General features: G+C 46.8%; 14 protein-coding genes. 11 read left to right on the forward strand and 3 right to left on the reverse strand.

Going from position 1 to position 14,533, the window contains the following annotated elements; all coding sequences use genetic code 11:
- Nucleotides 1-32: 32 nt before the first annotated feature.
- Genes GKZ89_RS06020 through GKZ89_RS06030 form a run of 3 tightly spaced genes read right to left on the reverse strand, consistent with a single transcriptional unit; the run spans nucleotide 33 to nucleotide 2,927 of the window.
- Entirely contained in the window at nucleotides 33-1,808 is a 1,776-nt protein-coding gene (locus GKZ89_RS06020) for a hypothetical protein (protein ID WP_155111491.1), read from the reverse strand.
- 14 nt (nucleotides 1,809-1,822) lie between these two features.
- Entirely contained in the window at nucleotides 1,823-2,422 is a 600-nt protein-coding gene (locus tag GKZ89_RS06025; RefSeq protein ID WP_155111492.1) for a prepilin-type N-terminal cleavage/methylation domain-containing protein, read from the reverse strand.
- On the reverse strand, nucleotides 2,406-2,927 hold the full coding sequence (locus GKZ89_RS06030) for a type IV pilus modification PilV family protein (protein ID WP_162356538.1): 522 nt from the start codon (nucleotides 2,925-2,927) through the stop codon (nucleotides 2,406-2,408). The genes GKZ89_RS06025 and GKZ89_RS06030 overlap by 17 nt, the downstream gene beginning before the upstream one ends.
- Before the next feature lie 137 nt (nucleotides 2,928-3,064).
- Between GKZ89_RS06030 and GKZ89_RS06035 the strand changes: the two genes are divergently transcribed.
- The 11 genes from GKZ89_RS06035 (at nucleotide 3,065) to GKZ89_RS06085 (ending at nucleotide 14,440) form a co-directional block, all read left to right on the forward strand.
- Complete coding sequence (locus GKZ89_RS06035) at nucleotides 3,065-4,390, forward strand: hypothetical protein (protein ID WP_155111494.1); 1,326 nt, start codon at nucleotides 3,065-3,067, stop codon at nucleotides 4,388-4,390.
- 20 nt (nucleotides 4,391-4,410) lie between these two features.
- On the forward strand, nucleotides 4,411-5,205 hold the full coding sequence (locus GKZ89_RS06040; RefSeq protein WP_155111495.1) for a PRC-barrel domain-containing protein: 795 nt from the start codon (nucleotides 4,411-4,413) through the stop codon (nucleotides 5,203-5,205).
- Nucleotides 5,206-5,218: 13 nt separating this feature from the next.
- Complete coding sequence (locus GKZ89_RS06045) at nucleotides 5,219-6,616, forward strand: VanW family protein (protein WP_155111496.1); 1,398 nt, start codon at nucleotides 5,219-5,221, stop codon at nucleotides 6,614-6,616.
- Nucleotides 6,617-6,637: 21 nt separating this feature from the next.
- Complete coding sequence (locus GKZ89_RS06050) at nucleotides 6,638-8,302, forward strand: GspE/PulE family protein (protein ID WP_155111497.1); 1,665 nt, start codon at nucleotides 6,638-6,640, stop codon at nucleotides 8,300-8,302.
- A gap of 14 nt (nucleotides 8,303-8,316) precedes the next feature.
- On the forward strand, nucleotides 8,317-9,357 hold the full coding sequence (locus GKZ89_RS06055) for a type IV pilus twitching motility protein PilT (RefSeq protein WP_155111498.1): 1,041 nt from the start codon (nucleotides 8,317-8,319) through the stop codon (nucleotides 9,355-9,357).
- The gene (locus tag GKZ89_RS06060) at nucleotides 9,357-10,562 is read left to right on the forward strand and encodes a type II secretion system F family protein (protein ID WP_155111499.1); all 1,206 of its coding nucleotides are present in this window, start codon (nucleotides 9,357-9,359) and stop codon (nucleotides 10,560-10,562) included. Before GKZ89_RS06055 ends, GKZ89_RS06060 begins: the two co-directional genes overlap by 1 nt.
- A gap of 103 nt (nucleotides 10,563-10,665) precedes the next feature.
- Nucleotides 10,666-11,112, forward strand: coding sequence for a prepilin-type N-terminal cleavage/methylation domain-containing protein (locus GKZ89_RS06065; protein ID WP_155111500.1), 447 nt, complete (start codon nucleotides 10,666-10,668; stop codon nucleotides 11,110-11,112).
- A gap of 71 nt (nucleotides 11,113-11,183) precedes the next feature.
- Nucleotides 11,184-11,957 carry a prepilin peptidase gene (locus GKZ89_RS06070; RefSeq protein WP_155111501.1) on the forward strand — a complete coding sequence of 258 codons (774 nt, stop codon included), beginning with the start codon at nucleotides 11,184-11,186 and terminating at the stop codon, nucleotides 11,955-11,957.
- A gap of 33 nt (nucleotides 11,958-11,990) precedes the next feature.
- A complete protein-coding gene (pilM, locus tag GKZ89_RS06075; RefSeq protein ID WP_155111502.1) occupies nucleotides 11,991-12,992 on the forward strand; it encodes a type IV pilus biogenesis protein PilM in 1,002 nt (333 codons plus the stop codon).
- Between the two features lies 1 nt (nucleotide 12,993).
- Nucleotides 12,994-13,638: a hypothetical protein gene (locus tag GKZ89_RS06080; RefSeq protein ID WP_155111503.1), complete on the forward strand. Its 645-nt coding sequence runs from the start codon at nucleotides 12,994-12,996 to the stop codon at nucleotides 13,636-13,638.
- Complete coding sequence (locus GKZ89_RS06085) at nucleotides 13,622-14,440, forward strand: hypothetical protein (protein WP_155111504.1); 819 nt, start codon at nucleotides 13,622-13,624, stop codon at nucleotides 14,438-14,440. Before GKZ89_RS06080 ends, GKZ89_RS06085 begins: the two co-directional genes overlap by 17 nt.
- The last annotated feature ends 93 nt before the right edge of the window (nucleotides 14,441-14,533 follow it).

The following is a 14,533-nucleotide window of genomic DNA, read 5'->3' on the forward strand; positions in this document are numbered from 1 at the left end:
AAGAACGCCTTTCCGGAGAAAGGCGTTCTTTTTTATCTTGTTATGATCGTTTCACCCATAATAATTTGGTACTGATCGACACGCGGGAGAGCATCAAGCTGGTCGATTAAGACGGTAGGATCGTGAGTGACACTGAATCTGGAATGCTGATTGTCTTGCCCTTGGAAAGAGGGGGTTTCGATCTGGAGCACTTTATTGCTCTGCCTGACAGAATTCTGGCGGATCGCATGGATCGTTAACTGATCCTCTGCGAAAATGCCGCCATTTATTTTGTAAATTGAGCCTACTCCGAAGAGTTCAGCTTTGGCGTCTGTGTAAAGAAAGGCATCAAGCGGATTCCTCTCGGCTTTGCTGTATTCAGTAAATTCGTTAATTCTTGAAACGTTCAAATCTTTCTTCGTCATTACGACAAGCTGACTGTCATCGAATCCTGACAAGTTTGTATTGGATATAGTCGTTCCACCTAGAGCATAGATGGTTGAATCTACTTGTATCGTATCATCCTCGACCGTTTCCGCTCCTCCTGATGCGTTCGTTTCGTTTCCTTTAATCGTCAGATTCCCCGTCACAAAGATGTTTCCCTGCAGTTTAATCGGCTGATTTGAATTGGCGAGGATTTCGAGATCCCCATGTACGATCATCCATTTTTTATCGGCCAGGGAAAAATCGGTTTGAATGGTTAGTTTATGCGGCAGAAAAACGAGATTATTTTGAATACTCGAGAAATTTGAAGCAACTACGTGTTTGGATAAACTGTTGGTAACAGAAAAGATGTCGGCCGGTTTTGCAAAACTGTTGATCGTTTTAATGGTTTGGGGACATTTATCGGTCAGTATAGGAATTCCGATAACAGGATTTAGTAAATTAAGCAGCTGGCCCTCACATTTTGTGCTTCCTGATGTCACAATTTGTTTAATCACTTGATCGAGCTTGGCAGAATTTGTGATGTCATTTTCTGTGATTTTTGATGCAGCCGTTCCTCCAACTTCTTTTATCACCTGCAGCAACGTATTCTCAAAATTGACCGGAATGTACAGATCATTCTCTTTTTGAAAAGTGACAGCGGACTTCTGATCAAAACGGCTTAGTAATGCAGGGCGGTCAGAAAAATTCGCTATCCCATTCACGTCAGATCGGATCAGGGCCTTTCCATTCACACGCGGGTACAATGTGGACGCACTTTTTGCTTTTCCGTTTGATGAAGCATCGTAATATTGAGCTTTGTTTTCTGTGATGAGTTTTTTTGTATAGATGTTTCCTTTAAATTCGGAGGCTCCATTTAAAAGCATCTCCCCCTCAGGACCGGTGCCTGCTGCGTAATTAAAAAAGGACGGTGTGGGGGAGAGAAACACTTTCTTTTTGACGGTCTTTTTTCTGGAACCGTCCTGAAGGGTGTAGCTGAATTCATAAACCCTCGACAGGTAATTCGTTGTATCAATTTTAAAACCGTCAGCAGCGGATGTGGATAAATCCCGGATCTGCAATGGCTCTCCAGTCCCTGTTTTAGCCTTCGCGATAAGGGTTTCACGGGCGTTGATCAGTTTCGAATTAATCAAGCTGATATCAGCGGGGCTGACGGCATTGGTTAATTTGAACGCGATGGGGTCGGTAACAGTCTTCGTGAATTCTGCGATCGCTTCGTTCAGCTTTCTTTCCACTTCTGCGGTTAACTCGATATCCCCTATTCTGATTTCCGTTCGTTTGGATCCGCCGAGTGCACTAGTGATGATGGCTGCACCCAGCACCGTGAAAATGAGGGAAATGACCATTACAGTCAAAAGACTTTGTCCTCTTTCATTATTGAACATTCAAGCACCTCCTTTTAAAATCCAAATTGGCTGTTCAGGATCATAGGTTTAACATGTATCGTACGGTCGCTACCGTAATCTGTATCCTGTATAGCGATCGTGATATCGACGATCCCTGCTTTGCATACATCCGGATTTCCGGCTGCCTCCTCGTAGCAGATCACTTCTACTTTGCTGTCTCCGGGAATGACCTCATATGGGTCAGAGATCAGCTGCTCTTCTTGGTTTTCATTGCCTTTTACTGTTTTCTTCACGGAATGATTAAGAAGGAAGGTTGTAGTGACGGATACATCCTCGTTTTCTTCCAAGAACACGCCGCTTTTTTCTGTGATTTTCTTATTTTGTGTGAATTCAATGCATGGAACAGAGGGAGATGAGCACTCTCTCATTTCATCAATTTTGGACTGCTGCAGAACATCCATTAGATCAGATAAAACATAGTCCGCTTCATCTCTTAGCTGAATTTCGACCCCTGTTTTTTGATAGGCAGTAATGCCCATGATAAAGACGTTGTAGAAAACCGTTAATACAATAGACGATATGACCAGCGTTCCCAAAACTTCAATTAATGTGAAGCCGCGCTGCTCCCTGAGCAGGTTACCGATTCTTTTCACTGGTGATATACCCCTCCAGACTGGTTTCGTTTTCCTCCCATTGAACGTTCACTGTCATGGGAATAAGCGAATCGCTTAAATCTTTGGCATCTGTCTTTTTATACGGAGAAAGGGTTACAGTCACCGCGAATGACCGGTTGTTGACCGTCGGAGTAAAAAACACCGGACAGTTCGAAAGTCCCTCATTAATCGATTGGTTCAAAACAAATTCTCCGGAGGGCATTTTATCGCTGCAGGCATCTTTATCGATGACTGTGCCATCGGAGGAAGTTTTAATGTATCGATCATTTATGTTCTGAAAGTTTTGCTGTTTCATAAAGTTCATCATGTTTCTTGCTACATAGATTCCAAGTGTTTTATCTTCATTTTTATTGGTGAAATCAAGGGCCTGGTTAAAGAATTGAAGCATGCCCAGCGTGAGAATGCTGAAAACTGTTATGGAGATCAGAACCTCTATTAACGTGAAACCCTGCTGCTTTTCACGGGAAAATATTCGTTCAATCAAAAGAATCCCTTCTTTCAAATTCAATAAAGTTATTATACAATAAGTGATAGTCGAATATTGTCTTTTTCAGGGATTTTTTTACTGGTTTTTGATTTTTATAGTTCAATACGCATAATTCTTTCGACTGAGGTGATGAATTGAATTTTACTAGTTGGAGTTTTATATGGTTTTTACTTGCCGGCCTTGCAATTTGGATTCCGGTATTCCTTTTGATTCCGATAAAGATGAGATCGGAAGGGAAATGGGTGATTACCGCTGCTTCTTTTCTGCTTGCACTGCTGTATTTTGGTGCTGCCCAGATTATGCCGGTATGGCAGGCTGTCCTCATTACAGCGATGCTGCTTGGAATGTGCGGTTATTTTCTGCATCAGAAGGGCAATCATTTAATCGCTGTGCAGGAACGTGCAGAAGATGAATCACCTTCGTTTGAGCAATCATATTTTAAAAGCTTAGAAGATTCATCGTTTTCTGCAGGAGAAGACGATCCTGAACGGGAAGAAGCAGATCAGAAGCCCGGGCAGGATGAATCCACTTTCAATGAGGGACCGGAACAATGGGAAGCGGACTGGTTTGAAGAGGAGAAGAAAGACGAAGAGCAGCCGGAACCCCAAATCGTGGGAGCTGATGACGAATCTGAGCTTGAGAGGATTCAGGATGAGGAAATTCATCATGCAGCCGCTGCAGAAGATGAAGAGTTTGATTTTGAACGGATGCAGTTGTCTGAGTCTGAATCAGACAGCGAAGTGGAAAGCCCTGCACAAGATTTAGAAAGCAGAGATTTCTTGAACGAACTTTCAGAACAAACCGAAGCTTCAGAACCTTCTGCGGAAGAGGATTGGTATGAAACAGAGGAAGAAGCTGAAGAAGAGGCCGTACCGTTAGAAAAGGAACAAATGGAGCCTTCGATTACAATGGAAGAGCGGGAAGTGTTTGAATCCTGGCTTGATGAAGATCTTCTGCATGAAGAAGAACTGAACGATGAAGGGGAAGAAGACAGCATACAGCCTGAAAACGTGAAAGCCGGGGAAAATGATGCTGACATCGCAATCGTTGATGAACGGGAAGAAGCGCAGCATGAACCTGAAGGGGTTGAAGATTCTTTCGGTCATGACGATGAAGAAGCAGAAGAATTCCCGCCGCCAGAGGAAACAGAAGCATCTATTTTTGAAGGCCAGAAAAGCATGCCGGATGATCTGCTTGAAGCCGTCCGGGAGCAGCTCCTTGTTTTAAGAGAAAACTCTTCAGGGCACGATTTTAAAGCCGTCATGAATGATGTGATCATCCAGTCAACAGGTGCCCGTGAATATTTTGTATTTGTTCAACTATATCTCAGCTATCTGGCGGAAGCCGGTGAAGAGACCGAATTCAGCAATCTGTATACGGAAGCATCTGAACACTTGAGTAACTATCCGTATTTAACCGAGCAGCTATCCTGGATTCAGCAGCACAAGGAAATTTACTAATTGATTAGGTGTGGTGAACGATGAAGAAGAGTATTGAAATTGTAGGGCTTCCAATCATCTGCATTACAGAGGGAACGGAAGCGGGAGAGGTCAAATCACTCGTTATTAACCCGGAGAAAGGAACCGTTGATTTTCTGACTGTTGAGCATGCCGAGTGGCAGGTCAGTGTGAAAGCCATCCCGTTTAAGAAAATTGTCGGAATCGGTGAATATGCTGTGACGATCGAGTCAGAAAACTCAATCATCGATCTGAATGAAATTCCGATCGCGAATCAGCTCGTGAATAAGCGGATCAAGATCAATGACACACGTGTCATGACGCGAAAAGGCCAGCTGCTTGGCGAGGCACGGGAATTTTATGTGGATGAAGATAACGGAACGATCCTAGGTTTGCAGATCGCTCAGCGCGATAAGCAGGTCATCATTCATTCCGAGGACGTTATGACGTTCGGAAAAGACATTCTTATCGTGAAAGAAGATGTCCGCTATTTCGAAACCCCTGAAAAATTAACAGCTGATGAAGCTGCTGCTGACGCGCAGGCTGAAATAGAAGAAATCGAGGAAATAACGAGCAGAATCATGCTTGAACCTGTTGAGGACGAAGACCACACGGAGAATGTCCCGGATCAAATGGAAGAGATTAAAGGGAAACAGCTGAAGCTGCTGCAAGGCAAGCGGGTTGTAAAAGATATTTATGCAAAATCCGGTTATCTGCTCGCATCAAAGGATAGTGTGCTGACGGAAGAAATCATCCGCCAGGCGCAGGATGAGGGACCCGGCATAATAGTAGAATTATCGATGAATGTTGAAATGTAAGGGGTAGAGTAAGGTGAGAAAATCGGGCTTAAACGTAGTCCTTGCCCTCTTGATTTGTACCGCCTATTTAACGGGGTTTTCCTACGCAGGCAATGCTGTGTGGGATTTCCTCGGCAACGGCGGCCGGTTTGAACCCAACACGACGATTGCCTCCATAGACATTTCAGGTCTGCCCCCTAAAGAAGCTGCACAAAAGGTAGAGGAAACGATCAACCAATGGAAAAATGAAAACCCTGTAACACTGACTTTTTTAAAAAAGGAAGCAATCCTTCCTGCGGATGCTCTTCAATTTAAAGTGGATAAAAGCGTACGTTCTGCAGTCGGCGGACAGCAAAATACGCTTGAAGTGTCGCTGGACAGTATGCTGGTTGATACGGTTTTGGCAGATCTTGCTTCAAACGAGGCTGACCTGATCGATCTGGACATGCTCAAAAAGCAGCTTGCAGATTCTGCCGCTGTGTTATCGACGGAATCAAGCTACAGCCTGGAAAAGTTTACAGCGGGAGAAGAAGGTGTAATCTACGAGTCTTCTCTTAATGTCCCGGCAGATGATCCGGAGATCCTCCAGTTCGTCCAGTCAAATCCAACAGTGAAAATAGCCGGCCAAGCGCAATGGTCCCTGCTGAAGCAGTTCCCTCAGGCGACAGATCAGAACTCACTCGGTTTTATCGCATCTGCTGTGTATCAGACTGTGCTGGGCACAAATTTTGTAATTGTAGAAAGGCATACAGGCATTATGATGCCGGATTATGCGAGTCCCGGTCTGGAAGCAAAAGCCGTTCCGGGTGAGATGGACTTTAAAATCTTCAACCCGAATGAGACGGATTATACGCTGGCCTTTGAACTTGCCGACGGGAAACTGAACGTCAGTATTTCAGGGAAACCGCTGCTGTATACGTATGAACCGGTCATTTCTGAGCCGGACTACTATCCGTTCAAACAAATTATTCGTTACAATCCGCTCCTTTCTGTCGGTGAGGAGAAAGAAGTGAGAAGCGGCGCAGAGGGAATTCTTGTTCAAACATCAAGGCGTGTATTGGACAGCCAGGGCTTTTCGCTCGGGATAGAGGAAATAGCCGAAGACTTTTATCCGCCGGTCCATGAAATTTTGGAGAAGCGTTACTATGTACCAATCGAAGCAGCGGACCCTGTCATTAATGATTTACTGAATCCGGAGACCGGACTGCCTGAAAACACGGTGCCTGTCCTGCCGGATGAAACGGACCCTGATAATCCTGATCCGGTACCGCCTGAAGCAGCAGAGCCTCCTGCAGACTCAGAACAGCCAGCGGCGGATTCAGAACAGCCTGCGGAGGAAGAGCCGGCAGCGGAAGCCGGGAACGAACAGGAACAGGAAGCACCAGAAGCAGAACCGGCCGGAGAGATGGATGAAGAGCCTGTTGAAAAATAATACACCGGGGGCGAAAAAGGCATGACGACAACCCGAAAAAGGCTGGGTGATCTGCTTGTCGAGGCTGGTCTCATCTCAGAAGAGCAGCTTAACCAGTCCTTACAGGACAAGCAAAAGGGGCAGAAGCTTGGAGATGTCCTTGTAGAGAAGGGTTTTGTAACGGAGCAGCAGCTGATCGAAGTGCTCGAGTTCCAGCTCGGCATTCCTCATATCAGCCTGTACCGCTATCCGTTTGATGGTAAGCTCATGAATATTGTCCCGAAGGAGATGGCGAAACGAAATCTTGTCGTCCCTTTAAAGAAAGAAGGGGACAAGCTGTTTGTTGCCATGGCAGATCCGATGGATTTCTACACCATCGATGACCTGCGTCTGGCAACAGGCTTCCAGATTCAGACCGCCATTGCTTCAAAGGATGACATCATTAAGACGATTGCGAAATATTACGAGACCGATGACGGCATGTCTGACATTATGGATCAAATATCTGCCGTTGAAGAGCGGGTTGAAGAAGAGACCATCACCGGCGAAGACTCACCGGTCGTCCGGTTAGTGAACCAGATCCTGCAAAGTGCTGTTCAGCAGAAGGCAAGTGATATTCACATTGATCCGCAGGAGACAAAGATCCTCATCCGTTACCGGGTGGACGGTGTTTTGAAAAATGAGCGGACCCTGCCAAAGCACATGCAAAGCGTGCTGACTGCGAGGATTAAGATTATGTCCAATCTGGATATTACGGAGCACCGAGTCCCGCAGGACGGTAGAATCAAGACAGCCATTGAATTTAACCCCGTCGATTTACGGGTATCGACTCTTCCGACTGTCTACGGGGAAAAAATTGTTATGCGGATTCTGGATTTAGGGAGCACGCTCAATGATTTAAACAAGCTCGGGTTCAATTCCCTGAATCTTCAGCGTTTCAATAAACTCATCGAACAGCCGACGGGAATCGTGCTGATCACCGGTCCGACGGGCTCCGGAAAGTCCTCTACCCTGTATGCAGCACTGAACAAGCTGAACAGTGAAGAGGTCAACATTATTACCATCGAAGATCCGGTGGAGTACCAGCTGGAAGGAATTAACCAGATTCAGGTGAACACCAATGTCGGCATGACCTTTGCAAAAGGGCTGCGTTCCATGCTCCGCCAGGATCCAAACATCATCATGGTCGGAGAGATCCGTGACCGCGAAACGGCTGAAATTGCGGTAAGGGCTTCTCTTACCGGCCACTTGGTTTTAAGCACCTTGCATACGAATGACTCACTTGGAACGATTACAAGACTCATCGATATGGGAGTGGAGCCGTTTCTCGTCGCTTCCTCGCTGACAGGTGTTGTTTCACAGCGCCTTGTGCGCAGGGTATGCCGCGACTGTGCGGAAGAACAAAAAGTGACAAAACGTGAGGCTGAAATTTTTGCCCGCCGCGGCTTGAAGATCGAGAAAACCGTCAGAGGACGGGGCTGCGGAATGTGCAGCATGACCGGCTATAAAGGACGGCTTGCCATTCACGAACTACTGGTCATTGATGATGAAATGAAGCGAATGATCCTGAACAATGAGTCCTTTTCGGCTCTGCGCGATCTGGCGGTCAAAAATAAAACGATCTTCCTGATTGACGATGGTCTGCTGAAAGTGAAACAAGGCTTAACGACTACAGAAGAAATCCTCCGGGTAGCGATTCCGGATTAAGTGGTGACCCAGTCATGAAAAATCAAATTGATGCAATCCTGAAGACCGCATTTGAACGGCAGGCATCCGATATCCATCTGTCTGTCGGCGTCCCGCCGGTCCTCCGCATTAACGGAGATCTGGTCAAGCTTGGCGATAAGCCGCTAATGCCGGCAGACACGGAAAGCATGTCAAAGGCCATCATTTCCAAAACAAAGTGGACTCTTTTTGAAGAAAAGGGAGAGCTCGACTTTTCCTACGGTATACCAGGCATCTCCAGGTTCCGGGTCAATGCATTCCGGCAGCGGTCCTGCATTTCCCTTTCCATCCGGATTGTTCCGAGAACCATTCCGTCCATTGATTCCATGGAGCTGCCTCCTATCCTTAAGGATATGGCAGAAAAGCCGCATGGTCTTGTGCTTGTAACGGGGCCGACGGGCAGCGGGAAATCAACGACGCTTGCCGCTATGATTGATTACATGAATAAATCGATGCGCAAGCATGTCATTACCCTTGAAGATCCGATCGAGTATTTGCACAAGCATCAAAAATGTGTGGTGGAGCAAAGAGAGATCGGCTTTGATACAACTACGTTCGCAACCGGTCTGAAGGCAGCCCTCAGGCAGGACCCCGATGTCATTCTTGTAGGAGAGCTGCGTGATCTCGAAACCATCCACACAGCGATCACCGCAGCGGAGACGGGGCATCTTGTTCTCGCAACCCTTCATACCTCATCTGCTGCTACAACGATTGACCGGATGATTGATGTGTTTCCTGCCAATCAGCAGCCGCAGATCCGCCTTCAGATTGCCTCCGTCCTAATCGGGGTCGTGTCTCAAAGGCTATTCCCGACGTCCGATCGGAAGGGCAGGAGAGCGGTGACCGAAATCATGATGAACAATTCAGCGGTGGCCAACCTGATCCGGAATGAAAAAACGCACCAGATCCCCAGTGTCATTCAGACGAGCCGGGCTCAAGGGATGCATTCCTTCCAGAGCAAGCTCGATGAATTGGTGAAAAGCGGAATCATCGAAATGGAATCCGCACTGCCGTATATGCAGGGAGCGGCTGAATAATGGGCAGATATGTATATGAAGGCCGGGACAAAACCGGCAGGGTAAACGGAAAGCTTACAGCTCCTTCTAAAAGAGAGGCTGTTTTCAAGCTCGGTGAATCCGGCATTCGGGTTACGAAGCTGAGCGAGGTTCCGGAAACCTTTTTGACGAAGGATATCAGCATTGGAAACCCTGTTAAACTGCAAGACTTTGTCATTTATCTGCGCCAGTTTTCCACCTTGCTGAAGGCGGGAATCTCGGTTGTAGAGGCAACGAACATCCTGGCTAAACAGACTGAAAGCAAAGCGCTCAGGAAGGCACTGGAGCAGATGGAAGAGGACATGCGGTCAGGGAACCCGCTGTCAGCTGCCTCCTCCAAGCATTCCAAAATCTTTTCCGGTATGTTCGTCAATATGATCCGTGCAGGGGAAGCGAGCGGAAACATGGACGAGACACTCGAGCGGCTCGGCGAGCATTATGAAAAGCAGAACCGGACAAAGCAGAAAATACAGTCCGCACTAGCCTACCCAATGGCTGTCGCGGTCGTAGCCGTAGGAGTCGTCATTTTCCTGCTGCTGTCCGTAGTGCCTACGTTCGTCACCATGTTTGAAGGCTTTGGCGCAGAGCTTCCTGCTATCACAACTTTCGTATTGAACGCGAGTAACTTTATGCAAGGGTACTGGTGGGTCGTACTGATCTTGTTCTTGCTGGCAGCAGGTGCATTCATCATCATGCGCAAAAATCCGGTTACCCGCTATTACCTGGATTACGCAGCACTGCGTGTTCCAATATTCGGGAAGATGATTCAAAAAGCCGTTCTTGCCCGGATGACGAGAACCCTGAGCTCACTGTTCTCAAGCTCGGTTCCTATTTTGCAGGCAATGTCCATTGTAGAAAAGGTTGTTGAAAATGAAGTCATCGCCAAAGTGATCAGCGATTCGAAAAAATCACTGGAGAACGGATTCTCCATCACCGAGCCCATGAAAAAGCACTGGGCCTTCCCGCCGCTTATCACACAGATGATTGCGATCGGAGAAGAGACCGGCTCCCTGGACGCCATGCTCGGGAAAGTAGCCGATTTTTACGAGGAAGAAGTCGAAAACAGTACAGACCGCCTCAAATCAATCATCGAACCGCTGATGATCGTGCTGCTCGCCGGAATTGTAGGGACAATCGTCACGGCGATAATAGTCCCGATGTTTGATATATTCAACCATGTTCAATAAGAAATTTTGTCAAAAAAATGTATCGCTGTGCCTAATGGTGTTGTATAATGAATCTAGTAAATTAGGTTAAATTTACTAATTAAACTTAGGGGGAAACCTGATCATGTTCAAAAAAATGTTCAAAAATCAGCGCGGTTTGACACTGATTGAGTTGCTGGCTGTTATTGTTATCTTAGGGATTATTGCTGCAATTGCGATTCCGGCTATTGGCGGGATGATTAAAAATTCAAAAGTTGACGCTCATATTGCAAACGCTCAACAAATGGCGAATGCTGCAAGATTGTATACAACAACTGAGAATATTAAAATTACTGCCTCAGGACAGGATGTAACACTAGGTGCCTTAAAAACAGCAGGTCATATGGATGATATTAAAAATCCTAGTACTAATGCAAAGTATGATTTAACTAATAGCTTAGTAAATGTGAGATTAGAAAGTGCAACATCCAACAACGTAATATATGTGGTTACTTTAAAAGAAGGAACAACCACATATATTGATGCAAAAAACGCTAAAACGCTTGTTAGAACTGATGTAACCAATCCATAAAATTATAAGTCCTCCCCAACAGGAGGACTTTACCCTTTTAAAACAATCTCCCACAAGAAGGTGAACCCAACATGACCGCTACAATCCCTATCCTCATCCACACGTACCTCTTCACCCTCGGAGCCGTCCTCGGATCCTTCTTCAACGTGGTCGGGCTGCGTGTTCCGGAGGGGCAATCAATTGTCCATCCCCGGTCCGCCTGTCCGAACTGCCATCATACCCTGACTCCTAAAGAACTGATTCCGATCTTCTCTTTTATGTTCCAAAGAGGAGCATGCTCGAACTGCCGCAAACGGATTTCACCGATCTATCCGTTTATGGAGCTTGTGACTGCGCTGTTGTTTGCTGCCGCTCCTTTAGTGATCGGCTGGTCTCCTGAACTGCTTGTTGCCTTCACTTTGGTTTCGCTCTGCTCCATCATCATCGTCTCTGACGTCCGCTATATGATCATCCCGGATAACGTGCTGCTTTTTTTCCTTCCGCTGTTTGTTGCAGAAAGGGTTTTTATCCCGCTTGATCCATGGTGGGATCCGCTCGCAGGGCTGCTGCTCGGAGCGTTTATCCCGTTTGTCATCATCCTTGCGAGCCGCGGGGGGATGGGGGCGGGAGATATGAAGCTGCTCGGGGTGCTGGGCATTGCTCTCGGGTGGAAGCTGGTGCTTCTTGCATTCTTTCTTTCTACTTTATATGGAACGGCAGCCGGTCTTGCTGGAATGGCATTCGGCAAGGTGAAAAAGGGCAAGCCCTTTCCCTTCGGACCATTCATCGTTCTTGGTGCATTGACTGCGTATTTTTATGGAGAGATCCTCATCCACTGGTATGTCTCATCCTTTTTCGTCCTGTAATGATTTCAAATTGCTGCAAAGGAGCTATTCTCGATGAAATATTCCCTTTTTCGTTCCAGGTCCGGCTATGCGAGCCTGCTGTTCACAGACTATTCGATTCAATATCTAGAACTGAAGTCGGAGGATCCCCTTGTTGTTCATGATTTCGGAGAGCATTTTCTCCCTGAAGGCATCATCGTGAATGGCAGGATCCAGGATTATGATAAGCTCTCTCTCATCTTGGATGAGTGCATTCAGGAGTGGTCTCTGAAACGGAAAAAGATCCGTTTTGTGATTCCGGATTCCTTTATTGTCGTTAAAAAGGTAGAGGTCCCTGCTGATATTCTGGAAGATGAAATTAAAGGTTATTTATACTTGGAACTTGGAAACAGCATTCATCTGCCATTTGAAGATCCAATTTTTGATATCCATGTGATCCGCCGGACATTGGAGAGCAGGGATGTTTATCTATTTGCAGCACCGGAATCGGTGGTTCAGGATTATTCGCAGGTGCTGGAGCAGCACAAGCTTCCGCCGGCTGCAGCAGACGTCTCGCCGCTTTGCCTGTTCCGGCTCCGCCAGAGGCTGAATAAAACGAAAAACGAGAGCAGTCTCTTAATTCAAGCGAACATGAAGTCTGTCACTTTTTCCATTTTTGAACAGGACGAGCTTCTGATGATGAGGAGTCTTCCGGTGGAGACGAGCATGAAGGAGTGGGACTGCCAGTATTTATCCTCTTCAGGCGATTACTTTACGCTGACTCCGAAAAGCCAGTCGCCTGAGGAAGCACTCACCGTGTATGATGACAGCTTAAGAGAAATTGAACGGGTAATGAATTTCTACCAATATACGTTAAATGAAGGAAACCGCAAAATCGAGAAAGTCTACACGGCAGGGGATCACCCTTATTTGAAGGATTTATCAGCCAGAATAGCCGATGCTGCAGCTGTACCTGTCTCTCTTAGTTTGACGGATACGATCTATACATCAGAAAGTGAAGCATTGCCCGGGAAATTTGATGTCCTGCTCGGGCTTGCTTTAAAAGAGGTGCAATAGGATGCTTGCTGAAATCAATTTATTGCCGGAACGAAAACGGAAAAATTACGCCTCACTCTTATTGATTGCAGCACTGGCGGTCGCTGCAGCTGGTTTGCTTGTTTTCATGCAGGGCCAGTACAGCAAAAATGAAGCAGAGATCAGCCAGCTGAAAAACGAGGATTCAGCCCTTCAGGAGCAGCTTGCTGTTCCGGCCGAATCCGGCATCGAGGGAGGAACAGCCTTCGAAACGCTTGCGAACGCGGTCACTTGGACAAAAGACTATCCAGTCGAATTCGTACCGATCATGGATGATTTACGCAAAAACCTGCCGAACAGCGGCTATTTTCAGGCACTTGGCTATACCGAAGCAAATAAGCTTGTTGTTTCCATCCACTTGGAGGAAACGAGAGAAGCTGCCTTTTACATGAACCGGTTAAAGAAAATCCCGTATTTTCAATCGGCCAAGCTTATGGAAATGACCGCAGTTGAACTGCAGGAGCTGGAAGAGACCGAAAATACGGCCGGTTCCATAGATGAACAGCAGCCCTTTCTAGTGACGTACGAATTAGAGCTGGACCGTGAAAAGTGGAAGACTTTACAGCTTGAGAAGCTTCAGGAGAAAGAAGCAGACGGGGAGGGGCTGCAGGATGATTCAGTTCAATAAAAAGCATCTTACTGTCGCCGTTCTCACCGTTTTGCTGCTTGGAGCTGCTTATGCGGGATTTTATTTTCTGATCCTTGATCCAATGGAAGTGCAGAAGGGGTCATACAGGGACAACATCCGTACCTCTGAGGAGCTTTTGGCTGCGGCTGAAGGAGGCGGGGGGAACGCTGCTGTTTTAAACCAGTATTCTCTTGCTGAACTGCAGATGGAGGTTCCGAACAACCGCTTTGAAGAACAGTTCCTGCTGGATCTTGAAAAGGCGGAGGTCCTCTCGGGAAGCAAGGTCACCTCTGCCGTTTTTGCCGATCAGGAGTTTACCGATGAAACAGCTGAGCAGCAGCAAGAAGCGGCAGCTGAAGAACAGGCTGATGAACCAGCAGCTGAACCAGCAGCTGAAGCACCGCCTGCAGAAGATGATCCTGAAGAAGCAGCCGAGCAGACGCCTGAAGGAGAGCCGGCATCCGATGAACCGTCCCTTCCGGCAGGTATGCAAAAAGTAACGATGACGGTTTCACTGGAGTCCGGAGATTACGAAGGAGTCAAACGGTTTTTATCTACACTCGAAACGGTAAGGCGGATCACGCAGGTGGAATCTGTCACGCTTGCCAATCCGGAATCGGGGATGCTTGAGGAAACCGATGAGGAGCCTCTGACATACGATGTGATTGTATCGGCTTATTACTTGCCAAGCCTGGAGGAATTAAAGGAACAGCTCCCTCCGTTCCCGAAAACAAATCCGGGAAGCGTCATCGATCCGTTTGAATCTCCTTCAGACGAAAACATTGGCGAAACAAGTGAATAGGTGGCGAAAACCTTTTGGAACAAGACGACAAATGTCTTGTTCTTTTTTATATTCCATATGCTAGCATGTAGGAAAAGCAGTGATTAGAGGCGG

It is taken from the genome of Metabacillus mangrovi (genome assembly GCF_009711125.1).
Taxonomy (GTDB): Bacteria; Bacillota; Bacilli; order Bacillales; family Bacillaceae; genus Metabacillus_B; species Metabacillus_B mangrovi.

Excerpts from the sequence above, each read along its gene's own strand:
- GKZ89_RS06020 (WP_155111491.1), bottom strand. The coding sequence starts at position 1,808 with ATGTTCAATAATGAAAGAGGACAAAGTCTTTTGACTGTAATGGTCATT.
- GKZ89_RS06040 (WP_155111495.1), top strand. The coding sequence starts at position 4,411 with ATGAAGAAGAGTATTGAAATTGTAGGGCTTCCAATCATCTGCATTACA.
- GKZ89_RS06050 (WP_155111497.1), top strand. The coding sequence starts at position 6,638 with ATGACGACAACCCGAAAAAGGCTGGGTGATCTGCTTGTCGAGGCTGGT.
- GKZ89_RS06055 (WP_155111498.1), top strand. The coding sequence starts at position 8,317 with ATGAAAAATCAAATTGATGCAATCCTGAAGACCGCATTTGAACGGCAG.
- GKZ89_RS06060 (WP_155111499.1), top strand. The coding sequence starts at position 9,357 with ATGGGCAGATATGTATATGAAGGCCGGGACAAAACCGGCAGGGTAAAC.
- GKZ89_RS06065 (WP_155111500.1), top strand. The coding sequence starts at position 10,666 with ATGTTCAAAAAAATGTTCAAAAATCAGCGCGGTTTGACACTGATTGAG.
- GKZ89_RS06070 (WP_155111501.1), top strand. The coding sequence starts at position 11,184 with ATGACCGCTACAATCCCTATCCTCATCCACACGTACCTCTTCACCCTC.
- pilM (WP_155111502.1), top strand. The coding sequence starts at position 11,991 with ATGAAATATTCCCTTTTTCGTTCCAGGTCCGGCTATGCGAGCCTGCTG.
- GKZ89_RS06080 (WP_155111503.1), top strand. The coding sequence starts at position 12,994 with ATGCTTGCTGAAATCAATTTATTGCCGGAACGAAAACGGAAAAATTAC.
- GKZ89_RS06085 (WP_155111504.1), top strand. The coding sequence starts at position 13,622 with ATGATTCAGTTCAATAAAAAGCATCTTACTGTCGCCGTTCTCACCGTT.